Annotated in this window: 21 protein-coding genes; 10 read left to right on the top strand and 11 right to left on the bottom strand. The window is 63.2% G+C overall.

Annotation, left to right across the window (positions count from 1 at the left end; all coding sequences use genetic code 11):
• Positions 1 to 11: 11 nt before the first annotated feature.
• Positions 12 to 1,268, bottom strand: a complete 1,257-nt coding sequence (locus AC3EML_RS17165) for an OpgC family protein (protein WP_352522313.1) — start codon at positions 1,266 to 1,268, stop codon at positions 12 to 14.
• 217 nt (positions 1,269 to 1,485) lie between these two features.
• Here AC3EML_RS17165 and AC3EML_RS17160 point away from each other — a divergent pair, with 217 nt between their 5' ends.
• The gene (locus AC3EML_RS17160; RefSeq protein ID WP_023682414.1) at positions 1,486 to 2,157 is read left to right on the top strand and encodes an alpha/beta hydrolase; all 672 of its coding nucleotides are present in this window, start codon (positions 1,486 to 1,488) and stop codon (positions 2,155 to 2,157) included.
• Between the two features lie 57 nt (positions 2,158 to 2,214).
• On the opposite strand, the gene sthA is transcribed toward AC3EML_RS17160, so the two are convergent.
• Positions 2,215 to 3,603: a Si-specific NAD(P)(+) transhydrogenase gene (gene sthA / locus AC3EML_RS17155; protein ID WP_023682415.1), complete on the bottom strand. Its 1,389-nt coding sequence runs from the start codon at positions 3,601 to 3,603 to the stop codon at positions 2,215 to 2,217.
• Positions 3,604 to 3,793: 190 nt separating this feature from the next.
• On the opposite strand from sthA, the gene AC3EML_RS17150 reads away from it, so the two are divergent.
• The 3 genes from AC3EML_RS17150 (at position 3,794) to AC3EML_RS17140 (ending at position 6,185) form a co-directional block, all read left to right on the top strand.
• The gene (locus AC3EML_RS17150; protein WP_352522314.1) at positions 3,794 to 4,264 is read left to right on the top strand and encodes an RDD family protein; all 471 of its coding nucleotides are present in this window, start codon (positions 3,794 to 3,796) and stop codon (positions 4,262 to 4,264) included.
• Positions 4,265 to 4,403: 139 nt separating this feature from the next.
• Positions 4,404 to 5,168, top strand: a complete 765-nt coding sequence (locus tag AC3EML_RS17145; protein WP_023682417.1) for an arginyltransferase — start codon at positions 4,404 to 4,406, stop codon at positions 5,166 to 5,168.
• Positions 5,169 to 5,288: 120 nt separating this feature from the next.
• Complete coding sequence (locus tag AC3EML_RS17140) at positions 5,289 to 6,185, top strand: DMT family transporter (RefSeq protein WP_023730841.1); 897 nt, start codon at positions 5,289 to 5,291, stop codon at positions 6,183 to 6,185.
• Here AC3EML_RS17140 and AC3EML_RS17135 read toward each other — a convergent pair.
• A complete protein-coding gene (locus AC3EML_RS17135; RefSeq protein ID WP_352522315.1) occupies positions 6,173 to 7,387 on the bottom strand; it encodes an AI-2E family transporter in 1,215 nt (404 codons plus the stop codon). The genes AC3EML_RS17140 and AC3EML_RS17135 overlap by 13 nt on opposite strands.
• A 278-nt stretch (positions 7,388 to 7,665) precedes the next feature.
• Positions 7,666 to 9,918: a DNA topoisomerase IV subunit A gene (gene parC, locus AC3EML_RS17130; protein ID WP_023694915.1), complete on the bottom strand. Its 2,253-nt coding sequence runs from the start codon at positions 9,916 to 9,918 to the stop codon at positions 7,666 to 7,668.
• A gap of 404 nt (positions 9,919 to 10,322) precedes the next feature.
• Here parC and AC3EML_RS17125 point away from each other — a divergent pair, with 404 nt between their 5' ends.
• Complete coding sequence (locus AC3EML_RS17125; RefSeq protein ID WP_023700566.1) at positions 10,323 to 11,513, top strand: hypothetical protein; 1,191 nt, start codon at positions 10,323 to 10,325, stop codon at positions 11,511 to 11,513.
• 230 nt (positions 11,514 to 11,743) lie between these two features.
• Here AC3EML_RS17125 and aspS read toward each other — a convergent pair whose 3' ends face one another.
• On the bottom strand, positions 11,744 to 13,531 hold the full coding sequence (gene aspS, locus AC3EML_RS17120; protein WP_023682421.1) for an aspartate--tRNA ligase: 1,788 nt from the start codon (positions 13,529 to 13,531) through the stop codon (positions 11,744 to 11,746).
• A gap of 222 nt (positions 13,532 to 13,753) precedes the next feature.
• On the opposite strand from aspS, the gene AC3EML_RS17115 reads away from it, so the two are divergent.
• The gene (locus AC3EML_RS17115) at positions 13,754 to 14,173 is read left to right on the top strand and encodes a hypothetical protein (protein ID WP_023682422.1); all 420 of its coding nucleotides are present in this window, start codon (positions 13,754 to 13,756) and stop codon (positions 14,171 to 14,173) included.
• Here the strand turns inward: AC3EML_RS17115 and AC3EML_RS17110 are convergent.
• Complete coding sequence (locus AC3EML_RS17110) at positions 14,170 to 14,928, bottom strand: DeoR/GlpR family DNA-binding transcription regulator (protein ID WP_023823280.1); 759 nt, start codon at positions 14,926 to 14,928, stop codon at positions 14,170 to 14,172. The genes AC3EML_RS17115 and AC3EML_RS17110 overlap by 4 nt on opposite strands.
• A 110-nt stretch (positions 14,929 to 15,038) precedes the next feature.
• Between AC3EML_RS17110 and AC3EML_RS17105 the strand changes: the two genes are divergently transcribed.
• The 3 genes from AC3EML_RS17105 (at position 15,039) to rnd (ending at position 18,820) form a co-directional block, all read left to right on the top strand.
• On the top strand, positions 15,039 to 16,244 hold the full coding sequence (locus AC3EML_RS17105; RefSeq protein WP_352522316.1) for an MFS transporter: 1,206 nt from the start codon (positions 15,039 to 15,041) through the stop codon (positions 16,242 to 16,244).
• A 104-nt stretch (positions 16,245 to 16,348) separates the two neighbouring features.
• Positions 16,349 to 17,593 (top strand): MFS transporter, encoded by a 1,245-nt coding sequence (locus AC3EML_RS17100; protein WP_023673030.1) that lies wholly within the window; start codon positions 16,349 to 16,351, stop codon positions 17,591 to 17,593.
• Positions 17,594 to 17,668: 75 nt separating this feature from the next.
• A complete protein-coding gene (gene rnd / locus AC3EML_RS17095; protein ID WP_023682426.1) occupies positions 17,669 to 18,820 on the top strand; it encodes a ribonuclease D in 1,152 nt (383 codons plus the stop codon).
• 63 nt (positions 18,821 to 18,883) lie between these two features.
• Here rnd and AC3EML_RS17090 read toward each other — a convergent pair whose 3' ends face one another.
• The 5 genes from AC3EML_RS17090 to AC3EML_RS17070 all read right to left on the bottom strand — a co-directional run bounded on the left by AC3EML_RS17090 (position 18,884) and on the right by AC3EML_RS17070 (position 22,257).
• The gene (locus AC3EML_RS17090) at positions 18,884 to 19,303 is read right to left on the bottom strand and encodes an MAPEG family protein (RefSeq protein ID WP_023673032.1); all 420 of its coding nucleotides are present in this window, start codon (positions 19,301 to 19,303) and stop codon (positions 18,884 to 18,886) included.
• A 22-nt stretch (positions 19,304 to 19,325) separates the two neighbouring features.
• Entirely contained in the window at positions 19,326 to 19,895 is a 570-nt protein-coding gene (locus tag AC3EML_RS17085) for a hypothetical protein (RefSeq protein WP_023673033.1), read from the bottom strand.
• A gap of 19 nt (positions 19,896 to 19,914) precedes the next feature.
• Positions 19,915 to 21,417, bottom strand: a complete 1,503-nt coding sequence (gene guaB, locus AC3EML_RS17080) for an IMP dehydrogenase (protein WP_023673034.1) — start codon at positions 21,415 to 21,417, stop codon at positions 19,915 to 19,917.
• Between the two features lie 142 nt (positions 21,418 to 21,559).
• Entirely contained in the window at positions 21,560 to 22,015 is a 456-nt protein-coding gene (locus tag AC3EML_RS17075) for a PIN domain-containing protein (RefSeq protein ID WP_352520883.1), read from the bottom strand.
• The gene (locus tag AC3EML_RS17070) at positions 22,012 to 22,257 is read right to left on the bottom strand and encodes a type II toxin-antitoxin system Phd/YefM family antitoxin (RefSeq protein WP_023673036.1); all 246 of its coding nucleotides are present in this window, start codon (positions 22,255 to 22,257) and stop codon (positions 22,012 to 22,014) included. Before AC3EML_RS17070 ends, AC3EML_RS17075 begins: the two co-directional genes overlap by 4 nt.
• Before the next feature lie 243 nt (positions 22,258 to 22,500).
• Here AC3EML_RS17070 and AC3EML_RS17065 point away from each other — a divergent pair, with 243 nt between their 5' ends.
• Positions 22,501 to 23,922 carry an MFS transporter gene (locus AC3EML_RS17065; RefSeq protein ID WP_023689532.1) on the top strand — a complete coding sequence of 474 codons (1,422 nt, stop codon included), beginning with the start codon at positions 22,501 to 22,503 and terminating at the stop codon, positions 23,920 to 23,922.
• The last annotated feature ends 37 nt before the right edge of the window (positions 23,923 to 23,959 follow it).

Below are 23,959 nucleotides of genomic sequence, written 5' to 3'. Positions count from 1 at the left end.
CTGATGTGGGATCACCGGCTTAGCCTTGGCATCGCGGGCATGCCGAAGGTCTGGTGAACGGCTGGCGCTTCTTTGCGAACCGGCTTTTTGCCCAAGCCGATGCCGGACAGCCACTCAAGATAGAAGGCGAGCGCGAATTGCATGGCGATGCCGGCCGAAATCAGCAAGACGTCATAGGCAAAGCCGCCCGGATTGATCAGCTTCATCACCTGCGCCGCCATGGCGATCAGCGTGCCGGCGAGGAACACCGGCAAGGAGCGCTTGCCGAGCAGGGCAAGCGGATGGTCCGGGCTGAGACGGAACAGGTTCGAGAAAGCCGGCAGGGCGACGATCAGATAGCTCACCGCCAATATGTGCAGGAGCCGCGGCAGCGACAGGAACGTCTTGTCGAAGCCGCCGATCACCACGGGCAGGTTAAACCACGTTATCTCGCCCCAGAGCGGGCTGTGCACCCAGACCGCCGCTGCCGCGACATAGGTCGCCGCGGCGCCCACCAGCCAACGATTGACGGGAATTGTGCCGCCGCGCCTGACATGCAGCATGCCGGCAAGGCCGATGTTGAACAGGAATTGCCAGGACAGCGGGTTGAGGAACCAGAAGCCGGGCTCGGGATAGTTCGGCGGCGCGATCTGCCAGAGGCCGGCGACGAGCCACAGCGCGCCGGAAAAGACCAGCGCCGGCAGCGGCCGGTAGCTGACGAAGAGCAGGAAGAGCGGCGCCATCAACAGCAGCGCCGCATAGACCGGCAGGATGTTGTTGTAGCCAAGCTGGTGGCCGAGCGTGACAATGCCGATCATGACCTCCGGCGTGTTCTTCATCAGCGGCTCGATGTTGATCAGCTTGAGCAGTTCCGGCCGCCGGCCGAACACCGCCGCGGCGCAGAACAACGCCATCACAACCATGGTGGTGACGATGTGGGCGCTGTAAAGCACGCCGGCCCGGCGCCACATCTTCAACATCGCCAGCAGCCGGCCGCCCGGCTGGAACTTGGTGCCATAGGCGAGTGCGACCGACATGCCGGAAATCAGCACGAAGGCTTCCGCCGCGTCCGAGAATCCGAAATTCTTGTAGGTCAGCGTTTCGAAGACGGTGCCCGGCACGTGGTCGATATAGATGGTCAGGAGTGCGAGCGCACGGAACACGTCAATGCGCGTGTCGCGATCGGGGATACGCGGAGCGCGATCGGCGATACGCGGAGCGCGATCGGCGATACGCGGAGCGCGATCGGCGATACGCGGGGCGCGATCGGGCGGGACTGGCAGGGTCATCGACAAAAGGCCTCAAAGGAGAGCAAGGATGCTCGCGTTGTTCATGCCGGGATGCGACCATCGGCGCACACCGCTTCGATTCCTCCCGCAGGGAGCATATCGGCGCAGAAACGGTCTGAAATGAGCCTGTTGCAATCACATTTGGCGGAGCGTGAAAATATTCCGTTTTGAAGCTGGCAAAGGACCAATGTCTCCGTGAAAACAACGAGATATGAGCGTGGATCGATATAGCGACGAGAACGCCTTTCTGCACCAGGATCTGGCCTTTCCCTACCGCCTCCTCAAGCCGGAGAATGCCGGCGGCGAGAGCCTGTTTTTACTGCACGGATCGGGTGTCGACGAAACGACGATGGTCCCGATTGCGAGGCAGATCGCCCCTAACGCCACGCTGGTCGCGGTGCGTGGCCGCATCCGCCAAGAAGACGGCTTCCGCTGGTTCGAGCGGATCACGCCGACCAGTTTCGAACAGGCGAGCATCCGTGCCGAAACATCGTACTTTGCCGCCTTCGCAAGCGAGGCCGCAAAGCGGCACGGGCTCGACCTCGCCCGGGCGACTTTCCTCGGCTATTCCAACGGCGCCAATCTGGTTTCCAGCCTGATGCTGCTCAACTCCGGCCTCGTCCGAAAAGCGGCGTTGCTGAGAGCAATGCCCGTGCTTGACGATGCGCCGGCAACCGATCTGACAGGAAGGCGCGTCCTGATTGTCGCTGGTGCCGCGGACGAGACCTACGGGCCGTTTGCGCCGCCACTGGTGAGGCTGCTCAACAAACATGGCGCCGAGGTCGATGCGCGCATCGTGCCTTCAGGTCACGAAATCGGCGACCCGGATGCCGCCATCGTCCGGCAATGGCTGGCGGGACCAGCATTGGTCGCACGCCAGGCAGGCTAAGAGACCTTGGTAGACCGCATCGGCGCCCGGCGGAACGGCTGAGCAGATGCTCGTCGCCTAGCCCTGTCCCATCCGGTTCCAGGCATCGAGCCCGGCGATCTTGTAGGCTTCGGCCAGCGTCGGATAGTTGAAGGTGTTGTTGACGAAGAAATCAACCGTGCCGCCGAGGTTGATCACCGCCTGGCCGATATGGATCAGTTCGGTGGCGCCTTCACCGACGATGTGGGCGCCGAGCAGGCGGCGCGTTTCGACCGAGAACAGCAGTTTCAGAAAGCCGGAGTTGACGCCCATTATGTGGCCGCGCGAGGTTTCGCGGAACCGCGCCAGACCGACTTCATAAGCAGCGCCGCTCTCGCGCACCTGCTCCTCCGACTGACCAACGGTGGAGATTTCCGGCACGGCGTAGATGCCATAGGGGAAGGTTTCCGGCGGCGGTGGCAGTTGCACGCCGAAGGCGTGGCAGGCGGCCACCCTGCCCTGCTCCATCGATGTCGAGGCAAGGCTGGGGAAACCGATGACGTCGCCGGTGGCATAGATGTTGGGCGCACTGGTCTGGAAGGTCTGCGGATCGACCTTGATGCGGCCCCGGGAATCGGCCTCGATGCCGACCACGTCGAGGCCGAGGCTGCCGAGATTGCCGCTGCGGCCGGCGGCGTAAAGCACGATCTCGGAGCGGATGGTGCGGCCATCGGCGAGCGTCACTTCGGCATAGTCGGGTTTTGAGACGATTTCCTTGACCGTACTGCCGAGGCGAATGGTCATGCCGCGGTCGCGCATCTGGTGGATGAAGTCGTCGACGATCTCGCGGTCGACGAAATCGAGGATGGTGTTGCGCGGCTCCACCAGCGTCACCGGTACGTCGAGCGCCGAAAAGATCGTCGCATATTCAACGCCGATGACGCCGGCGCCGATCACCGTCAGCGTGCGCGGCAGATGGTCGAGTTCCAGCATCTCATCGCTGTCGAAGACGCGGATCTTGTCGAAAGGCACGTCGCGCGGCCGGTGCGGCCTGGTGCCGACCGCGATCAGCGCATTGGTGAAACCAACCTCCGAGTAGTCGCCATTGTCTGCCGTCAGGCTGACCTTGTTTGGGCCGACGAATTTCGCCATGGCGCGGACGCTTTTGACGGCGTTGCGCATAAACTGGTGCTGCAGCACCTCGACCTCGTGGTCGAGCGTCTTGTGCAGCCGCTCGACCAGGTCGGCGATGGAGATGTCCTGCTTGACCCGGTAGCCGCGGCCGTAAAAGCCCCGCTCGCGCCAGCCGGACAGGTTCAGCACCGTCTCGCGCAGCGTCTTCGACGGGATGGTGCCGGTGTGCACCGAGACGCCGCCGAGGCGCCGGCCCCTGTCGACCACCAGCACCGATTTGCCGAGCTTTGCCGATTGCACCGCGGCGCGGCGCCCGGAAGGGCCGCTGCCGATGACCAGCATGTCGTAATCCATGTAACCCCGTCCCCTCGGCGTCTTGTTGCGCCGCAGCAAGCTAACGCCATCCGTCCACCAAATTCAATCGGCTCAACCGCGCCACACTGCCGAGCAGGACCGATGGACGAACCGATCTTGATTCCGCCCGCGGTCTTCACCATTTCAGTGGCGGCGCACCCTAGCGTGGCGCCTGTTACGAGGACATGACATGAACGCGCGCGTACTTGACGGCGAAATCATCACCAGCAGGCTCGACGACGTCAGGGCCTATGACGGTGTGCGCACGCGGCGCATCCCTGCCTTCATAATCGACTATTGCATCGTGGCGCTGCTCACCATTCCGTTCGCGATCCTGGTGGCCGTGCTTGGCCTTTTGACATTCGGTCTTGGCTGGGCGCTGTATTCCATCCTCGTGCCGGCGGTCGCCATTCTCTACATCTGGAACACGCTGGGCGGTCGCAACCAGGCCACATCAGGCATGAAGATCATGGGCATTCGGCTCGATCGTCTCGACGGCAGCCGTATCGACGGCCTCACCGCCGTTGTCCATTCGGTGCTGTTCTGGGCGAGCACGGTCATCCTGACGCCGCTCGTCCTCCTGGTGACGCTGTTTTCCGATCGCAAGCGCACACTGCACGACCTGCTGCTTGGCACGGTCGTCAGCCGTAGCGACCGTTGAACCGGCGTCCAACCGACGCCAACAGGCATTTGTGCGCAAATGTGAAGGGGTCCGTTCAACCCCGCCTTCACAATCCTGTTGAATTTTTCGCCAGCCAAGCCAAAGGTAGAGCGATTCGCAGGAGTGTTCCCAAGGTTCGATGACGCACCATCCGACCCAGTCGCCGCAGTTCTTCCTGACCGCGCCATCGCCGTGCCCGTATCTCGAGGGCCAGTTCGAACGCAAGGTGTTCACGCATCTGGTCGGCGACAAGGCGCCGGAGATGAACGATCTGTTGACGCAAGGCGGTTTCCGGCGCTCGCAGAACATCGCTTACCGTCCCGCCTGCGAGACCTGCCGCGCCTGCGTCTCGGTGCGTATCCTGGCGCAGGAGTTCACCGCCAGCCGCAACATGAAGCGGGTGATCCAGCGCAATTCCGATCTGATCGGCGCCATGCATGACGCGCAGCCGTCGACCGAGCAGTATTCGCTGTTTCGCGGCTATCTCGACGCTCGCCATCGCCGCGGCGGCATGTCCGACATGACGGTGCTCGACTACGCCATGATGGTCGAGGATACCCATGTCGACACCAAGGTGATCGAATACCGGCGCCGCGGCCCCGACACATTCATCACCGGCAAGGGCCAGGGCGAGCTGATCGCCGTGGCGCTGACCGACAAGATGGCCGATGGCCTGTCGATGGTCTATTCCTACTTCAATCCCGAGTTCGAGGACCGTTCGCTCGGCACCTTCATGATCCTCGACCATATCGCCCGCGCCCGGGCCATGGGCTTGCCCCATGTCTATCTCGGCTACTGGGTCAACGGCTCGCGCAAGATGAACTATAAAATGCGCTTCATGCCGCAGGAGCATCTCGGCCCGAAGGGCTGGGAACGCTACGACCACGAAGCGGTCACGCGCTGATTTTTCTTCTTACCAGATCCTGATCTAAACATTTTCAGCCGAGACGATGCTGGTCTTCCGCCCGTTGGCGGGGCGATTGCGCCGACCGGCATCTGCTCAAATCATTGCGAAAGCCGTTGCATGTCCTCTCACAATGCCCACACCAAAGGACTCCTGCTCACCGCGCTTGGCGGGCTGGCGCTGACCATCGACATTCCCCTGATCCGGCTCGCCCATGGCGAAGCCTGGACGATCCTTTTGCTGCGCACCGGCTGCACCTTCGTGGCAGGGCTGATCGTATGGGCCATCTGGCGCTCGTTCAGCAAGAATGCTCCGCAGCTGATACCCGGCTGGTCGGGGCTCGTGGTCGCCACACTCTACGGGCTCGGCGCAATCGCCTTCATCACTGCCGTCTACAACACCTCGACCGCCAATCTGGTTTTCATCCTGGCCTTCTCCACCATGTTCTCGGCGCTGCTGTCGTGGCTGTTTCTGAAGGAGCGACCGCAGCCGCTGACGCTTGCGGCAATGGCGCTGATGATCGTCGGCATCGCCATCATCGTCGGCGATTCCGTCGGCACGGGATATCTGTTCGGCGATGTGACGGCGCTGTGTTCGGCCTTGGCGATTGCCTGCGCCATCACCGTTTCGCGCGCCAGCGGGAGGGATATGGGGTTCACCGCGCTGACCGGCGTCCTGCTGCCGTTCGGGCTGGCGGCGCTCATGGTCTCCAGGACCGGTTTCCAGGTGGAGGCGCCATGGTGGATCGTTTTCAACGGCGCCGTCATCATGCCGTTCGCCTTCTTCTGCCTGGCCAACGGGCCGAAATACATTTCAGGCCCGGAAGTGGCGATGTTCTATCTCCTGGAAACGGTTCTGGCGCCGGTCTGGATATGGATGATCTTTGCCGAGACGCCGTCGCGCAACAGCCTGATCGGCGGCGTGATCCTGATCGTCACGCTGGTCGCGCATTCCCTGTGGCAGTTGCATGAAGGGCGCAAGCGCCGGGCAGCGCTCGCCGTCGCTTACCCAGCCTGACTTTTCTTCGCGGGGCCGGCGACAATCTCGATCTGCGGCGGCCCGCCTTCGAGCTCGGCCGCCGTGTCGGGAACGGTGTCTTCGGCCAGTTCCACCTCGCGCAGCCATTCGCGCCAGATCGCCACCAGCAGCGCCATCAGCACGGGGCCGATGAACAGGCCGAGAAAGCCCATCGTCTTGACGCCGCCGATCAGGCCGAAAAAGGTGGGCAGGAAGGGCAATTTGATCGGTCCGCCGACCAGCTTCGGGCGCAAGGTCTTGTCGACGATGAACAGTTCCACCGCGCCCCAGATGAACAGCGCCAGACCCGCCATCGGCGAGCCGCTGGCGGCGAGGTAGATCGACACAAGCGTAAACGACAGCGGCGCGCCGCCGGGGATCAGCGCCATCACGCCGGTCAATGCGCCCAGCGTCACCGGCGACGGCACCCCGGCCAGCCAGTAGGCGATGCCGAGCACCAGCCCCTCGCCGATGGCGATCACGGTCATGCCGGTAACGGTCGAGGAAATGGTCGCCGGCACGACGCGCGAAATCCGCTCCCAGCGCGTCGGCAGGATGCGTTCGCCGAGCCGGTCGATCTGGCTGGCAAAGTGTTCGCCGTCGCGGTAGGCGAAGAACAGCGCGATCATCATGAACAGCAGCGTCAGCAACAGGCCGAAGGCGCTGCCGCCGGCAGCCAGCACGCCGCGATAGATGCTGCCGATATTAGCGCCGCTGACCAGCTGGATCAGCTCGCCGATGCCGCCGGGATGGCCGAAATTGTCGATCCACTGTTCGTTCAGCCACTCGCCGACGACAGGCAGCGAGGTGATCCAGTGCGGTGTGACCGCGCCGTGCCTGTTGGTCTCGATCGCCCAGCCGACCCATTCGCGGACCTCGTTGATGGCGTAGGTGCCGGCGAGCGCTATCGGCACCACCAGGAAGGCGAGGATGAACAGGATGGCGAGCGTCGCGGCGACGGTGCGGTTACCGCCGACACCGGCAAGCAGCCGGCGGTAGAGCGGCCAGCTGGCAAAAGCAATGACGAGGGCTGCCAGCACGGGAAACAGGAACCCGTGGAAGAAATAAACGCCGGCGGCGACGATCAGCACCAACAGCCAGCGCGCCGCCGACAGCGGAGGAATGACAGCTGATCGCAACGGAGTCGACAGGCCGAACAGGCGCTGCTGACGCTCAGGCTTCTGGATCTTCGCTTCCTTCAAACGGTCAATTCTCCCCGGCCTAACAGCGTTTATGCACTGTTATAGTGCCGCAATCGTGACGATAGTCCAAATGGTTGGTGAAGCTGCCAATCTCCCCCCTTGTGGGGGAGATGTCCGGCAGGCCAGAGGGGTCGCGAAGGATCGCCAGCCTGGCACCCGACATTGAAGACCCAAGAGTTGCGACCGAGTGGCGAGCCATGACCATTTGATGCGCTGGCGGGACAGCGCCCCCCTCTGGCCTGCCGGCCATCTCCCCCACTTGGGGGAGATCAGCAGCTTCAACCAAATTTCCCGGTCCGCGGGAATCCCTTCGGCACCATGCGACCGGCCGACGCTCTCGCGCCGATCCATTCCGCCAGCTCCTCGCGCGACCTGACGAAGGTGCGGTCTGCGGAATCCTGCCACGACAGGCCGCTCGCCAGCGTGAAGGGTTTCAGGTCGAGCAGACCGCCATCCTTGTATTTCTGCAGGCGAACGCCCTTGCCGCGGCCCATCTCCGGAATTTCGGAGAGCGCAAACACCAGCATCTTGCGGTTCTCGCCGACAATGGCGAGATGATCGCCTGACACGGGGACGCAGGCCTTGGCCTCGTCGGGCGCCTTGACGTTCATCACCTGCTTGCCCTTTCGGGTGTTGGCGACGACCTCCTCCTCCGGCACGACGAAACCATTGGCATCGTAGGAGACGAGCAGCAGCTTGCGCTTCGGGTCGTGGACGAAAGCGGTGACGATGTCCTGGTCGTTGTCCATGTCGACGATGATGCGGATCGGTTCACCATGGCCGCGGCCGCCTGGCAGCCGGTCAGCGCCGATGGTGTAGAATTTGCCGCCGGTGGTGAAGACCAGGATCTTGTCGGTGGTCTGGGCATGGAAGGCGAGCTTGAGGCTGTCGCCTTCCTTGAAGGTGAGCGTGGAATGGTCGGCCAGATGGCCTTTCATCGCTCGCAGCCAGCCTTTTTCCGAGACCACCACGGTGACCGGCTCGCGCTCGATCATGGCGTGCGCAATGTCGGTCAGGTCATGCTCCGGCGCGTCGGCGAACTGGGTACGGCGCTTGCCGAGTTCGGTCTCGGGGCCGAACTTGTCGCGAACCTGCGTGACTTCCCATTTGATCGTCGACCATTGCTTGGCGTCGGATGCCAGCAATGCCTCGATCTGCTTCTTTTCGGTGGTGAGACCGTCGAACTCCTTGCGGATCTCGAACTCTTCCAGCTTGCGCAAGGCGCGCAGCCGCATGTTGAGGATGGCTTCGGCCTGGGTGTCGGTGAGCGACCAGCGGGCCATCATCACCTGCTTGGGCTCATCCTCCTCGCGGATGATCCTGATGACCTCGTCGATGTTCAAATAGGCGATCAGGTAGCCGGCAAGGATTTCCAGCCGCTTCTCGATCTCGCCAAGCCGATGCTTCGAGCGGCGGATCAGCACATCGCGGCGATGGTCGAGCCACTCCTTCAGCACGCCCTTCAGCGACAGGACGTTAGGCACCTTGCCCCGCGACAAAACGTTCATGTTGAGGGGAAAGCGGCTTTCAAGCTCGGTCAGCTTGAACAGCGATTCCATCAGAATGCCGGGATCTACTGAACGGCTCTTCGGCACCAGCACAATGCGGACGTCCTCGGCGCTTTCATCCCTGACATCCTCGAGCAGCGGCAATTTGCGCGCGATCAAAAGCTCGGCGATCTTTTCGATCAGCCTGGCCTTCTGGATGCCGTAGGGGATTTCGGTGACGACGATGCTCCAGGTGCCCCTGCCCTGGTCCTCCTGGCCCCATTTGGCGCGCACGCGAAAACCGCCGCGGCCGGTCTCATAGGCCTCCAGGATGGAAGCGCGGCTGTCGACGATGATGCCGCCGGTCGGGAAATCCGGTCCCTGGACGAACTCCATCAGCTTTGTCACCGGCGCGTCCGGCTGCTCGATCAACTGCAGCGCTGCGTTGCAAAGCTCGGCGGCATTGTGCGGCGGGATGGACGTGGCCATGCCGACCGCAATGCCGGAGGAACCGTTGGCGAGCAGATTCGGGAAGGCGCCGGGAAGCACTACGGGCTCCTCGTCCTCCTCATTGTAGGTTGGCCGGAAATCGACGGCGTCCTCGGTGATGCCGGCAAGCAAATCGCTCGCCACCTCGGTCATGCGCGCCTCGGTATAGCGCATGGCGGCGGCGTTATCGCCGTCGATATTGCCGAAATTGCCCTGCCCGTCGACGAGGGGATAGCGCATGGAGAAATCCTGCGCCAGGCGCACCAGCGCGTCGTAGATCGACTGGTCGCCATGCGGATGGAACTTGCCCATCACGTCGCCGACGATGCGGGCGCATTTGGCAAAGCCCTGGTCGGGGTTGAGCCTGAGCAGCCGCATCGCATGCATGATGCGGCGATGCACAGGCTTCAGCCCGTCGCGCACGTCAGGCAGCGCCCGGTGCATGATGGTCGAGAGCGCATAGGCAAGATAGCGCTCTTCCAGCGCCTTCTTCAGATCGACCGGTTCGATGTGGTCACCGCCGCCATTTTCAGGCGGCAAAATCCTTTTTCCCATGCGGCTGGACTAGCCGAGCGGGTGATTCGCGGCAAGGCGGGGCTGCGGAAATCCGCACTTTGCAGCCTTTGGGCTTACGAGGGCGGCTCAAGGTCCGACAATGGATGTGACGGACTTCATGTTCCCCCTTGCCGTCCCTGTGCAACAGCAACGGTAGCAGTGCTGTTGCCAACCAACATCAATCTGTTACACGCCCTCTCTAAGGCAGGAGACGGTACGCAGGGGAGCCCGACCTTCATGACATATTCACCGCATCGGGCGAAGGCTCCCGCTCCGATTTGCCTTTCGCCGTGATTTTCGACAACTCTGCGGGAAAGCGCCTTTTTCCCGTCCAGTTCGTCACGGAATGGTGATGGCGTAGAATTGAGAAAACACTTTTTCAGGACTCTCTCAGGGAACTCGCGATGACAATCCAACGTTCGACACTCAAGAAACTTGCTTTTTCGACCTTTTTGCTGACGCTGCCGCTGAATGCCGCCTTTGCGCAAGACACGGCGGTTGCCGACCGACTGAAGGCCGCACTTGCCGTCCAGGGCGTCGATATCACCTGGACCGGCGTTACCGGCGACAATTCCAGCATGGTGCTGCAGGGCGTGTCGGTCAAACCGGCGGCCGAAAAGGAATCGCTGCCGATCGGCGACGTCAAGCTCGAGGGCGTGACCGAAGCCAATGGCGGCTTCGATGTCGCGACCATCACGACTTCGGCCTTCGAGCACAGCAAGGACGGCGTCACGCTCAACCTCACCCCCTTCGTCATTCATGACGCCAACATCCCGGCCGAGGGCGCTACGGGCCCGCTCGGTTCGATGATGATCTACAAGTCGGCCGAACTCGAAAACCTGACGGTCAAGGTTGCCGACAAGACCGCCTTCTCGGTGGATGGGCTTGCTGTCCAGATCGCGCCGCCGGCCGACGGCAAGGCGATGGAGTTCTCCGCCACCACGGAAAAGTTCAACGCCGACCTGACCCTGGTCGACGATGCGAAGTCCAAGGAAGCCATCGAGGCCCTCGGCTACCAGAACATCTCGGGCAATATCGAGATCGGCGGCACCTGGCAGCCGAGCGACGGCAAGATGGACCTGTCGAAATACGACATCTCGGTCGAGAATGCCGGCACGCTCGGCATGACCTTCGGCCTCGGCGGCTACACGGTCGACTTCGTCAAGTCGCTGCAGGAGATGCAGAAGAAGATGGCGGCGCAGCCCGAAGGCGCCGACAATTCGGCGCAAGGCATGGCCCTGCTCGGCCTGTTGCAGCAGCTCTCCTTCAACAGCGCATCGATCCGCTTCGATGACGATTCGCTCACCGGCAAGGTGCTTGAATATGTCGGCAAGCAGCAGGGCATGTCGGGCAAGGACATCGCCAACCAGGCCAAGGCGATCGTGCCGTTCGGCATGGCACAGCTCAACAATCCCGAACTGACCGCCGAAGTGACGGCGGCGGTGAGCAAGTACCTCGACGATCCGAAGAGCCTCGAGATTTCGGCCGAGCCGCCCGCAGCGGTGCCGTTCGCGCTGATCATGGCCGGCGCCATGTCCAACCCGGCCGACCTGACCAAGACGCTGGGCGTCCACGTCAAGGCCAACGAAGACTGATCGAAGTTAGCTCCCTTCTCCCCGTCACTGTACGGGGAGAAGGTGCCGGCAGGCAGATGAGGGGCGGCGCCAACGCGTGCAAATTGTAGTTCGATGCTGAACCGATTGTCAGAAGGCGCCAACTGCTAAGGCCGTTCGCCAATCGCCTGCATGCGTGCTGCCCCTCATTGTCCTGCCGGACATTTCTCCCCGTATAGAGACGGGGAGAAAGGGCAGCTGCAACGCTGCTGTCAGTCCTTCTTCACTGCCGCGACACGCAGCGACAGATCACGCAACTGCTGCGGCGAGGCTTCCGAAGGCGCGTTCATCAACAAATCGTAGGCCTGCTGGTTCATCGGGAACATGGTGATCTCTCGCAGGTTCTTGGCGCCGACCAGCAGCATGACGACACGGTCGACGCCGGCCGCCATGCCGCCATGCGGCGGGGCGCCATACTGGAAGGCGCGGTAGAGGCCACCAAAGCGTTCTTCCACCGTGGCGCGGTCGAGGCCAACCGTCTCGAACGCCTTGACCATGGTTTCCGGTAAATGGTTGCGGATACCGCCAGAGGCGATCTCGAAGCCGTTGCAGACCATGTCGTACTGGAAGGCCTTGATGCCGAGCAGGTCGTCGCCGTTGAGCGCGTCGATACCGCCTTGCGGCATCGAGAACGGGTTGTGGGCGAAGTCGATCTTCTTCTCCTCCTCGCTCCATTCGAAGAACGGGAAGTCGACGATCCAGCACAATTCGAAGCGCTCGCGGTCGACAAGGTTCAGTTCTTCGCCGGCACGCGTACGCGCGGCACCGGCGAAGGTAACGAACTTCTTCGGATCGCCGGCGACGAAGAAGGCGGCGTCGCCATCGGCAAGGCCGAGCTGCTGGCGGATCGCCTCGGTGCGCTCCTCGCCGATGTTCTTGGCCAGCGGACCGGCGCCTTCAAGCTTGTCGCCTTCCTTGCGCCAGAAGATGTAACCCAGTCCCGGCTGGCCCTCGCCCTGCGCCCACGAGTTCATGCGGTCGCAGAAGGCGCGGCTGCCGCCGGTCTTGGCCGGAATGCCCCACACTTCGGCCTTCGGATCGTTGGCCAGAATGTTGGCGAAGACCTTGAAGCCGGAATCGCGAAAATGGTCGGAGACGGCCTGCATCTCGATCGGGTTGCGCAGGTCCGGCTTGTCGGAGCCATATTTGCGCATGGCGACATCGTAAGGAATGCGCTGGAATGTCTGCGTCACCGGCTTGCCGTTGGCGAAGGTCTCGAAGACGCCGCGCATCACCGGTTCCATGGTCGACAGCACGTCGTCCTGCTCGACGAAGCTCATTTCGAGGTCGAGCTGGTAGAATTCGCCGGGCAGACGGTCGGCGCGCGGGTCCTCGTCGCGGAAGCAGGGCGCGATCTGGAAATAGCGGTCGAAGCCCGAAACCATGATCAGTTGCTTGTACTGCTGCGGCGCCTGCGGCAGCGCGTAAAAGGTGCCGGGATGGATGCGCGACGGCACCAGGAAGTCGCGCGCGCCTTCCGGCGACGAGGCCGTCAGGATCGGCGTCGAGAATTCGGTGAAGCCGACATCGGTCATACGCTTGCGCATCTCGGCGATGATTTTCGTGCGCGCCACGATGTTCCTGTGCAGCGTCTCGCGGCGCAGGTCGAGAAAACGGTACTTCAGGCGGATGTCTTCGGGATAGTCGGGCTCGCCGAACACCGGCAGCGGCAATTCCTTGGCTGCCGACAGCACCTCGATCTCGCGGGCAAAGATCTCGATCTCGCCGGTCGGCAGGTTGGCGTTGGTGGTGTCCGGCAGGCGCGCCTTGACCTCGCCGTCGACGCGGATCACCCATTCGCCACGCAGCGTCTCGGCCACCTTGAAGGCGGGCGAATCCGGATCGGCGACGATCTGGGTCAGGCCGTAATGGTCGCGCAGATCGATGAACAGCAGGCCGCCATGGTCGCGCACGCGATGCACCCAGCCCGACAGGCGAACCGAAGAGCCGACATCGCTCTTTCTCAACTGGGCACAGGTGTGGCTGCGGTAACGATGCATTGTCATGTCAAAATTCCGGGGTGCTGGGTTGTGGGTCGAGCATCAAAGCCCGGTCCAAAATTTGCGCGAAAAGCGCATGGGAGGCCCGATTTGTCAAGGCAAGCGGGGTTTGGGTCGCCGCCCTATGCGATCGTCAGCATAAAGTCTTTGCCAGGCTTGGCGCATTGCCGCCAGGCATGTTTCTCGCGACAGTGCCGTCCTCAAGCAATCTGGAGATGCTTCATGCCGAAACGCACAGTCCCGTCGGGCGTCGGGCCACATAATGGCCGCGAGTTGGCACTGATGCTTCAGGGCGACAAGCCGATGGCCCTGTTCGGGGCGGAGCCGGGTATGGACGCCGAAGATATTGGCGATACGGGCTTTGCACCGTTTGTCGACGAAGGCCGCATCCTGAAGTTCACCCACTTTGATCCAGAGACGTCCGTGGAAGATCGCCGCTACTGCCTGCCGACAGAGGAATGGCGCTGCAAACTGAGCTTGTTGATCTCCAGAATGTGCCGCAGCGGAGAGGCCTTTGACATCTTCACATCGAATGATCTGGCGAGGCTTGAAGGAGCCCTTCTCGGTTATTCAAAGGAAGATGTCGAAGTGTTCGTCGCCCATGCTGCGTCCCGGACTGCCCGCGCGCCGAGCTCCGTTTAAGCCAAATGGATTTCGGCGCCCTGGCGTTCGAAATCCGCGAGGATCGCGGCCGGCGCGGTCTTTTCGACCACGAGGTGGCGGATCGCCTCTGGCCTGGCGACCCGGTAGGGTGCGGCTGTGGCTAGCTTGTCGTTGGTTACAGCGATGACGATGCCTGCGCTGTTCTTGGCCATCGCCCGCTTTACCTCGGCCTCAGCCGAATCGAAGGCCGTGACGCCGCGCGACGCATCGAGACCGCAGGATCCGAGAACAAACAGGTCCGCGCCAAGTTGCGCGACAGCGGCAAGCGTGTCGGCGCCGACGCAGGCGCCGAGGTGGCGGTCGAACCGGCCGCCCAGCACAATCAGTTCGACCAAAGCGTGGTCTGACAGGACAGAGGCGATTTCGAGGGAATTGGTGGCGACGGTCAGTTCGAGGTCGCGCGAAATGGCCCCGGCGATCGCGGCATTGGTCGAGCCGCTGTCGATGAACAGGGTCTGTCCGCCCGAAAGCAATGCCACGGTCGCGCGGGCCAGCCGCGTCTTTTCTTCGACCGCATGGCCGGCGCGCAGGCCGACTGGTGTCGATGCGAAGGGTGCGGGCGCGACCGCACCGCCATAGACGCGGCGGCATTGCCCGGCCTTGGCGAGTTCCCTGAGGTCGCGGCGAACCGTGTCCTCCGAAACGCCGAAGCGGCTTGCCAGCTCGCCGGCCAGCACCCTTCCCTCGACGGCGAGGCGATCGCGAATGATTTGATGCCGCTGATCGGTCAGCATTGCATGATCCTGTTTTTTCATGCACGTTCTTGCACGATTTGCATGTTTGTGCAAGATGTAAGCATATCAATCAGTGACAACCGTCGACTCTCTTCCCCGAAAGCATCGTCATGACCTTTGGCCTCCGCCTCGCTCCGCAACACCGGGTCTACGCCGGCTTTGCGATCTATTCGTTCGCCATGGGCCAAATCTTCCCGCGGCTGCCCGACATCAAGCACGCCATGGGCATCGGGGACGGCACGCTCGGGCTAAGCCTGATCGGGACGCCAATCGGCACCTTGACCGCGCTGACGCTGACGGCGCCGATCCTGGAGCGCGTCGGCTTCCGCCGCGCGCTGCTCGGGCTGGTGCCGCTCTTGTCGGTTGTCTTTGCCATTGCCGTGCATGCGCCTGGGCCGCTTGCGCTGTTCCTGATGCTGTTTCCGGTCGGCCTGATGATCGGCAGCGTCGAGATCATTCTCAATGTCGAGGCCGACAGAACCGAATTCCTGCTCAAGCGCCGGATCATGAACCGGGCGCATTCGTTCTGGAGCATCGGCTTTTTCGGCGCCGGCCTGTTCGGCGCCGCGCTTGCGCATCTCGGCATTTCGCCGCAACTGCACCTGGCGATTGTCGTACCGATGGTGGCGACAGGAATCGCGCTGTTTCTCGGCGGTTACGAACCGGCGCCGAGCCGCTTCGCCGGCAATGATGAGACGGCGCCAACGCTGGCGCGGCCGACGCTGCCGATCCTCGTCCTCGTCGCGGTGACACTGTCGGCGATGCTGATGGAAGGCGCCAGCATCGACTGGTCGGCAATCTACATGCGCACCGTGTTCGATGCGGGCCCTTTCGTCGCCGGCTTCACAGTGGCGCTGTTTGCATTCTCGCAAGCGAGCACGCGCTTCTTTGCCGACTCCTTTGTCGACCGCCACTCGCCGAGCGTCGTGGCGCGGGTGCTGCTGGCGACGATGGCGGTGGGCGTGCTGCTCGTCTTCTTCTCGCCTGCCCCGCTCGTATCGATGCTGGGCTTTGCGCTACTTGGCATCGGCAGCAGCGTGCTCTTTCCGCTGGCGATCTCGGCGGCAGCCCAGCGGACGGACCGCTCCGCGACGATCAATGTCGCGGCGCTGTCGCAGATTTCCTTCGTCGCCTTCCTGCTCGGCCCGCCGCTGCTCGGTTTCGTCTCCGACCATTGGGGCATCCGCTCGGCCTTCGGTATCGGCATCCCGTTCATCATGCTCAGCCTGCTGACCGCCGGCTCGCTTGGCCGAAGGGCTGCCCGGGGCAAGCCTGCGCCGGCGAGCGAAGCTTTGGCGAGGGCCGACGGAGCTTGAACGGCCGCACCTGAAGCCACACACCTGTTGGCGGCGGGACAAGCCACTGGCATTGGCCACACCGATGGTTCAGAACTGTGGAGCCACCCAAGCAACGGTTCCGTATGTCCTCCATCCGCCCGCTGATCCCGCTCCTCATCGCCGCCGGCATCCTGCTTGGCGGCAACGGGCTGCAGGGCACGCTGATCGCGTTGCGCGGCGCGCAGGAAGGGTTTTCGGCCTCCGACATCGGCCTGATGGGCACGTTCTATTTCGCCGGCTTCCTGCTTGGTTGCCTCGCAGTCACCCGCATCCTCAAGGCAGTCGGCCATGTCCGGACGTTTTCAGCGCTCGCCGCCATCGCCGCTGCCAGTACGCTGCTCCTGGTGCTGGTGATCGACCCGGTGATGTGGTGCGCGGTGCGCTTTGCCGGCGGTTTCTGCTTTGCCGGCCTGTTCACCGTCATGGAAGCGTGGCTGAACTCCGGCGTCGAAAACAAGGATCGTGCGCGGGTGCTCGCCGTCTACCGCATGGTCGATATCGGCTCGGTAACCGGCGCGCAGTTCCTGATCCCGATCTTCGGCCCCGGCGGCTTTGCCATCTTCGCCATCATGTCGATGATGATCACGCTGTCGCTGGTTCCGGTGTCGCTCGGCGACCGCTCCAACCCGACGCCGCCGGAAGACGTCAAGCTCGATCTCGCCCGCGTCTGGCGGATTTCGCCGCTCGGCTGCTTCGGCTGCATCTGCGTCGGCGTCACCAACAGCGCGTTCCGCACGCTGTCGCCGGTCTATGCCGAGCAGATCGGCATGTCGGTGGCCGATGTCGTCACCTTCGTCAGCGTCGGCATCTTCGGCGGCGCCCTCATCCAGTATCCGCTGGGCTACCTCTCCGACCGCTGGGATCGGCGCGCGGTGCTTTTGGCCACGACATGCGGCGCCATGTTCGCGGCGCTGGCGCTGGTCTTCGTCGCCGGCGCCGATCCGACCCTCAATTTGATCATCGTCTTCATCTTCGGCAGCTTCGCCATGCCGCTCTATTCGCTATCGGCGGCGCATTCCAACGACCGCGCCGACAAGGGCGAGTTCGTGCTGATCAACGCCGCCTTGATGCTGTTCTATTCCTTCGGCGCCATTGGTGGCCCCTTCGCGGCGTCCGCAGTGATGCAACATTTCGGACCGGGCGCCCTGTTTGTCTTCAGCGCAGTCGTCTACGCCACCCTCATCGCCGTCATTCTCTACCGCATGCAGGTGCGCGGCAGCGTGCCGGCGGGCAAGCGCAGCCGCTTCACGGCGCTGCTGCGCACATCAACCGTCTTCGCGCGGCTGGCGCGCAGGAATGGCGATTCCGACGGATCGGCCGATACTTGACCGGAGGGCGGCTTGACGAAAGCGCCCATGGCTGAAATTGAAAGAGAACCTTACCCGTTAATAAAAAGCGATTTGATGCACGTCATCACCACCCAAAATGAGCTCGAGTCCGTTCTCGCCGCTTTTGAAAAGTCGGATTTCGTCACCGTCGACACCGAATTCATCCGCGAAACGACATTCTGGCCGATTCTGTGCCTGATCCAGATGGCGGCGCCCGGCGTCACCGCGCTGATCGACCCGCTGGCGCCCGACATCAACCTCGCCCCGTTCTTCCGGCTGATGGCCAATGAGGCGGTGGTCAAGGTTTTCCATGCCGCGCGCCAGGACATTGAAATCATCGTCCATCTCGGCGATCTGGTGCCCCATCCGGTGTTCGACACCCAGGTCGCGGCCATGGTCTGCGGCTTCGGCGACAGCGTCTCCTACGATCAGCTGGTGCAGCGCATCACCGGCGCACGGCTCGACAAATCCTCGCGTTTCACCGACTGGCGCCACCGGCCGCTGTCGGACAAGCAACTCGACTATGCCTTGGCCGACGTCACCCATCTGATCGACGTCTACAAGCATCTCAGCGCCGAACTGGAGCGGGAAAACCGCGCCCATTGGCTAAACGAGGAAATGGAGGTGCTGACTTCGCGCGAGACCTACGATCCGCACCCCGAAGACGCTTGGAAGCGGCTGAAGATGCGGCTGCGCAAGCCGCAGGAGCTGGCGATCGTGCAGACGGTGGCGGCATGGCGCGAACGCGAGGCGCGCGAGCGTGACGTGCCGCGCGGCCGGGTGCTCAAGGACGACGCCATATACGAGGTCGCCCAGCAGGCGCCGCGCGATGCGGCAGCGTTGGGCAAGCTGCGCACGACGCCGAAAGGCTGGGAGCGTTCGTCGACGGCTACCGCATTGCTTGGCGCGGTCAACACGGCGCTCGCTTTGCCCCGCGAAGAGATGCCGAAGCTGCCCAAGAGCTTTCAGCCGCCCGAGGGCTCCAATGCCGCCTCCGAGCTGCTGAAGGTTCTGTTGCGGATCGTCGCCGAGAAGGAAGGCGTCGCCTCGAAAGTGCTGGCGTCCAGCGACGACATCGACCGCATCGCCGCCGAGGGCGAGGATGCCGACGTGCCGGCCCTGCAGGGCTGGCGACGCGCCGTGTTCGGCGAAGCCGCACTGAAGCTGGTGCGCGGCGAAATCGGCATCAAGTTCGACAAGCGCAAGATCGCGGTGTTCGATTTGTAGACCCCCACCCCGCTCCGCTGCGCGGAGCGACCCTCCGCACAAGGGGGAGGGTAAACAACTGCCCTACACCGCTCCGAGCAGGTGTAGCGCGAACCAGATCCATGCCAGCAAGAGAATGATCGCGCCGACGTAGAAGGCGCGGCTGCGAAACCGCAGATTGTTGCTGGTGAGGTGGACCCAGGCGTGGCCATAGCGGGAAATCACGAAAATCCACATCAAGGCCAGGGTCAGATAATTGACGCCATTGGTCGCGTGCAGCGCCAGACACAGCACATAGAACAGCACCGGCAGTTCGAACTGGTTGATGAGATTGTTGGCAACCGTGACGCTCGACCCGGGCTCGGTCGTGCGCACCTTGTATTGACCGACCTTGGCCTCGCCCGATTTGACCGCGCCGTAGCGGCGCCGGCCCATCACGACATAGACGATATAGACGAGCAACACCTGCGCCAGCATCGGCCAGAAAATCGCGGTCTGGCTCATGGCGTTGCCCCTGCTCTGTCGTTCATGCCTGTGGACGCCGCTGGGCGGCAAGGATCAAAAACGCGATGACGATGACGGGGATCGCCAGCAGCGCGAATTTGGTGACGATCAGCGACGAGGCGAAAGACAGAGAATCCGGGTTGGCCGACAGCGCATCGGACAGAAGCCGCGCCACCGCAATGTTCTGGGCGTAGTCGGCGCACGTGTAGGGCAGCACGATGACCAGCGCGAACAGTGCCTGAAGCTGCACCGGCATGGCACGAAAACTCTTCAGCCGCCGCCCGGTTGCCAGGATCAAGCTGACCATGGTCAGCGACAGCAGCGCCGGGAAGAGAAGGTCGAAAGTCAAATAGTGCCAGACCAGGATGATCTCGCTGCCGCGCCGGCCGAGTGCCGTCAGCCAGGCCATGCCCTCGTCGGGCGTGAACCCGCCAAGGCGCACGTCGAGCGACGGCAGGCCACCGCTCAGCCGGCGGAAATAGAAGAATTCCAGCAGCGTCATGATGATGAAAACCGCCGCGGCGGCAAAGCACAGCGCGCCGGCATGGCGCGCCAGCCGCAGCACGATCGTCGCCTGGTGGCGCCAGAGCATGTACCGCTCTGGCTGCCGGTCAGGCTCCGCCAGGATAGTTCGGGCTTTCGCGGGTAATCGTGACGTCATGGGCGTGGCTTTCACGAAGTCCGGCGTTGGATATGCGCACAAAGGTGGCGCGTTCGCGAAAATCGGCAAGGTCGCGGCCACCGACATAACCCATAGCGGCTTTTAGCCCGCCCGCAAGCTGGTGCAGCACGCCAGACACAGGTCCCTTGTAGGGCACCTGCCCTTCAATGCCTTCCGGGACCAGTTTCAGCGTGTCGCGAACCTCGGCCTGGAAGTAGCGATCGGCCGAGCCGCGCGCCATGGCGCCGACAGAGCCCATGCCGCGATAGGCCTTGAAGGAGCGGCCCTGATGCAGATAGACCTCGCCCGGGCTTTCGTCGGTGCCGGCCAGCAGCGAACCGATCATGGCCGCACTGGCGCCGGCGGCAAGCGCCTTGGCCAGGTCACCCGAATATTTGATGCCGCCGTCGGCGACGACCGACACGCCTGATCTATGCGCCGTCTCGACCGCCGACATGATCGCCGAAAGCTGCGGCACGCCGACGCCGGCGACGATGCGCGTGGTGCAGATCGAGCCCGGGCCGATGCCGACCTTGACGGCATCGGCCCCGGCGTCGATCAGCGCCTGCGTGCCTTCGGCGGTGGCGACGTTGCCGGCCAGGATGCGGACGGAATTGGAAAGCTTCTTGGCCCGCGTCACCGCATCGAGCACGCGCTGCGAATGGCCATGCGCGGTGTCGATGACCAGGAGGTCGACACCGGCATCGATCAACCGCTCGGCGCGCTCGAAGCCGTCATCGCCGACGCTGGTGGCTGCCGCCGCCCGCAGGCGCCCCTGCGCATCCTTGGTGGCGTGCGGGTTGAGCTGCGACTTCTCGATGTCCTTGACGGTGATCAGGCCGACGCAATTGCCGGACTTGTCCACGACGACGAGCTTTTCGATGCGGTGCTGATGCAGCAGCCGCTTGGCCTCGTCCTGGTCGACATTCTCCTTGACCGTGATCAGGTTCTCACGGGTCATCAATTCGTAGACTTTCTGCCCCGGATCGGAGGCGAAGCGCACGTCGCGGTTGGTCAGGATGCCGACGAGGCGGCCGATCTTCTGGCCGCCGGTGCCGCCATTCTCGACCACCGGAATGCCCGAGATGGAATAGGTGCGCATCAGCGCCAGCGCGTCGGCCAGGGTGGCGTCGGGGCCGATGGTGACCGGATTGATGACCATGCCCGATTCGAACTTCTTGACCTGACGCACCTGCTCGGCCTGTTCGGCCGGCGAGAAATTGCGGTGGATGACGCCGATGCCGCCGGCCTGCGCCATGGCGATGGCAAGCCTCGCCTCGGTGACGGTGTCCATGGCGGCCGACAGGATCGGCACGTTGAGGTCGATGTCGGTGGCGATGCGGGTGCGGATGTCGGTCTCACCGGGCATGACCTCGGAATGACCGGGCTGCAACAGCACGTCGTCAAAGGTCAGCGCCAGCGCGCCGGTGGACGTTTCGATGATTTTTGCCATGGCCAGTCCTCGGATACGAAAAGCGCCGGGAGAATACAAAAAAGCGCTGGACCGAAATGGACAGCGCCGACTCGTTTCTTCCCTTTCAGGATTGGCGCTGGCTGGTAACACGTCGCGGCGTGGTTGAAAAGCCGGTCGTGGCCTATTCGGCGGACTTGCCCAACAGGGCATCGAGCAAGACATGGCGCGGTGACGCGAAAGGATTGACGACCGTTACGCCGCCCCAGGTGAAGCCGTCCTGCAGATCTTCCGACAGCAGCAGCCGGCAACCGGTTTGCGAGGCAACAGACAGGATGGTCGCATCCCAGATGCCGAAATGGTGATCGGTCGCAAGATCAGCCGCGACCGTCATCACCTCCGGCGTCGTGCCGACAACCGGAAACGCGTCGCGCCAGCTCAACAGGGCGTCGCGCGCTTGTGCACGTGATCGTCCGGCCTTGCGTGTGAGAACGGTGAACAATTCGCCGAGCACTTGGACTGGAATGACGGCTGCCACTTGCGCAATGTCGTGCAGCAGGCCGAAAACGATGTCGCGCTTCTCGGCTCCGTTGATCCCCTCGGCATAAACAAGGATGTTGGTATCGAGCGCGACCTTCACCGCTCGTCCTCGTAAAGCTCGTCGCGGCTCCAGCGCCCGGCTTCTACAACAGGCTGGCGTTCGAGGCGCGACAGCAGCGCTGTGCGCGAACGAGACGCCGCAGGGTCGGGCTGCCCTGCAGGCACGATCCGCGCCACGGGGCGCCCATGGCTGGTCACGACATAGCTCTGTCCTTCGCGGACACCGCGCAGGAGGAGCGAGAATTTGCGGTTGGCGTCGGCTGCGGAAACGGCTTCCTCCATGGCATTGTCCATATAGTAGTTATATTCACTACAGCATAGTGAACCCGGTCAATTTTCGCAAGTTCATTCAATGTGGCGAAACGCAGCGACGCCTCTTGTCCGCCCACGGTCGCACAAAAGTGACAGCAAATTAATGCGACATCGCGCCTGAGGCGTGATAACCGCCCGTTTGTATCGGCTTGCCCGCCTTTTCATTGTTTGGATTGGCCGGCAGGCACATTTAGACCAGTTCGGACGCGTTCGTTGAACCGCATCATTCCGCTCATTCTGGCGGTCGCCTTGTTCATGGAAAACATGGATTCGACCGTCATCGCGACATCGCTGCCGGCGATTGCCGTCGACATCCACACCAGCCCGATCGCGCTCAAGCTGGCGCTGACCGCCTATCTGGTGGCGCTGGCGATCTTCATTCCGATCAGCGGCTGGATGGCCGACCGGTTCGGCGCCAAGACCATTTTTCGCGCCGCGATCGGCGTCTTCATCGTCGGCTCGGTCTGCTGCGCCATCTCCAATTCACTGCCGGCCTTTGTCGTCTCGCGCTTCCTGCAAGGCATAGGCGGCGCCATGATGACGCCGGTCGGCCGGCTGGTCCTGGTGCGCGCGACGCCGAAGAGCGAGCTGGTCGCGGCCATGTCGTGGCTGACTGTGCCGGCGCTGGTCGGCCCGCTTGTGGGACCACCGATCGGCGGCTTCATCACCACCTATTTCACCTGGCATTGGATCTTTCTGATCAACGTGCCGATCGGCCTGATCGGCATCTGGCTGGCGACGCGCTTCCTGCCGCAAACCGACTCGATGGAGACGCCGCCGCTCGATTTCGTCGGTTTCGTACTGAGCGGGCTGGCGGCCTCCGGCGTCATCTTCGGCCTGTCGGTGGTCAGCCTGCCCTATCTGCCGCCGGCGACCGGCCTCATCACCGTGGCGGTCGGGCTGATTTCCGGCGTGCTCTATCTCCTGCATGCGCGGCGCGCCAAGAACCCGCTGCTGGCGCTGGAACTGTTCCGCAACCCGGTGTTCCGCTCCTCGGTGCTCGGCGGCTCGCTGTTTCGCATCGGCATCGGGGCGGTGCCGTTCCTGTTGCCCCTCATGTTCCAGATCGGCTTCGGGCTGACGCCGTTCCAGTCGGGCATGATCACCTTCGTCTCGGCTATCGGCGCCATCGGCATGAAATTCGTTACCGCGCTGATCTTCCGGCTTGCGGGGTTCCGCCGGGTGCTGATCTGGGGCTCGCTGATCGCCGCGGCATCGATCGCCATATACGGCCTGTTCACGCCGGAGACGCCTTACGCGCTGATGCTGGCGATATTGCTGGTCGGCGGCTTCATCCGCTCGATGTTCTTCACCGGCGTCAACGCGCTCTCCTATGCCGAGGTGACGGCTGAAGACACCAGCAAGGCAACGCCGATCACGGCGGTGTTCCAGCAACTGTCGATCGCGCTCGGCGTGGCGCTGGCCGGCGGCATCCTGGAAGTCTCGACCTCGATCCATGGCGGACCGCTGGCGCTCGGCGATTTCCACATCGCCTTCTTCATCGTGGCGGCGGTGTCGGCGGCAGCGTCCGTGTCATTCATGCGGCTGGCGCCGGATGCCGGCAATGCCGTGTCGGGACATGGCCGGCTGACGACGCCGAAGACGCTGGAGCCGGTGAGCACGGCTGGGAAGTAAGGGGCGGCGCGACGAAAATCGTCGACGTCGGCGATCC

Source organism: Mesorhizobium sp. P170090, assembly GCF_057786115.1.
Note: the sequence above shows the minus strand (reverse complement) of the source record. Positions and strands in the feature narration are given on the sequence as shown.

Excerpts from the sequence above, each read along its gene's own strand:
- AC3EML_RS17165 (WP_352522313.1), bottom strand. The coding sequence starts at position 1,268 with ATGACCCTGCCAGTCCCGCCCGATCGCGCCCCGCGTATCGCCGATCGC.
- sthA (WP_023682415.1), bottom strand. The coding sequence starts at position 3,603 with ATGGATTACGACATGCTGGTCATCGGCAGCGGCCCTTCCGGGCGCCGC.
- AC3EML_RS17150 (WP_352522314.1), top strand. The coding sequence starts at position 3,794 with ATGAACGCGCGCGTACTTGACGGCGAAATCATCACCAGCAGGCTCGAC.
- AC3EML_RS17145 (WP_023682417.1), top strand. The coding sequence starts at position 4,404 with ATGACGCACCATCCGACCCAGTCGCCGCAGTTCTTCCTGACCGCGCCA.
- AC3EML_RS17140 (WP_023730841.1), top strand. The coding sequence starts at position 5,289 with ATGTCCTCTCACAATGCCCACACCAAAGGACTCCTGCTCACCGCGCTT.
- parC (WP_023694915.1), bottom strand. The coding sequence starts at position 9,918 with ATGGGAAAAAGGATTTTGCCGCCTGAAAATGGCGGCGGTGACCACATC.
- AC3EML_RS17125 (WP_023700566.1), top strand. The coding sequence starts at position 10,323 with ATGACAATCCAACGTTCGACACTCAAGAAACTTGCTTTTTCGACCTTT.
- aspS (WP_023682421.1), bottom strand. The coding sequence starts at position 13,531 with ATGCATCGTTACCGCAGCCACACCTGTGCCCAGTTGAGAAAGAGCGAT.
- AC3EML_RS17115 (WP_023682422.1), top strand. The coding sequence starts at position 13,754 with ATGCCGAAACGCACAGTCCCGTCGGGCGTCGGGCCACATAATGGCCGC.
- AC3EML_RS17110 (WP_023823280.1), bottom strand. The coding sequence starts at position 14,928 with ATGCTGACCGATCAGCGGCATCAAATCATTCGCGATCGCCTCGCCGTC.
- AC3EML_RS17105 (WP_352522316.1), top strand. The coding sequence starts at position 15,039 with ATGACCTTTGGCCTCCGCCTCGCTCCGCAACACCGGGTCTACGCCGGC.
- AC3EML_RS17100 (WP_023673030.1), top strand. The coding sequence starts at position 16,349 with ATGTCCTCCATCCGCCCGCTGATCCCGCTCCTCATCGCCGCCGGCATC.
- rnd (WP_023682426.1), top strand. The coding sequence starts at position 17,669 with ATGCACGTCATCACCACCCAAAATGAGCTCGAGTCCGTTCTCGCCGCT.
- AC3EML_RS17090 (WP_023673032.1), bottom strand. The coding sequence starts at position 19,303 with ATGAGCCAGACCGCGATTTTCTGGCCGATGCTGGCGCAGGTGTTGCTC.
- AC3EML_RS17085 (WP_023673033.1), bottom strand. The coding sequence starts at position 19,895 with ATGCTCTGGCGCCACCAGGCGACGATCGTGCTGCGGCTGGCGCGCCAT.
- guaB (WP_023673034.1), bottom strand. The coding sequence starts at position 21,417 with ATGGCAAAAATCATCGAAACGTCCACCGGCGCGCTGGCGCTGACCTTT.
- AC3EML_RS17070 (WP_023673036.1), bottom strand. The coding sequence starts at position 22,257 with ATGGAGGAAGCCGTTTCCGCAGCCGACGCCAACCGCAAATTCTCGCTC.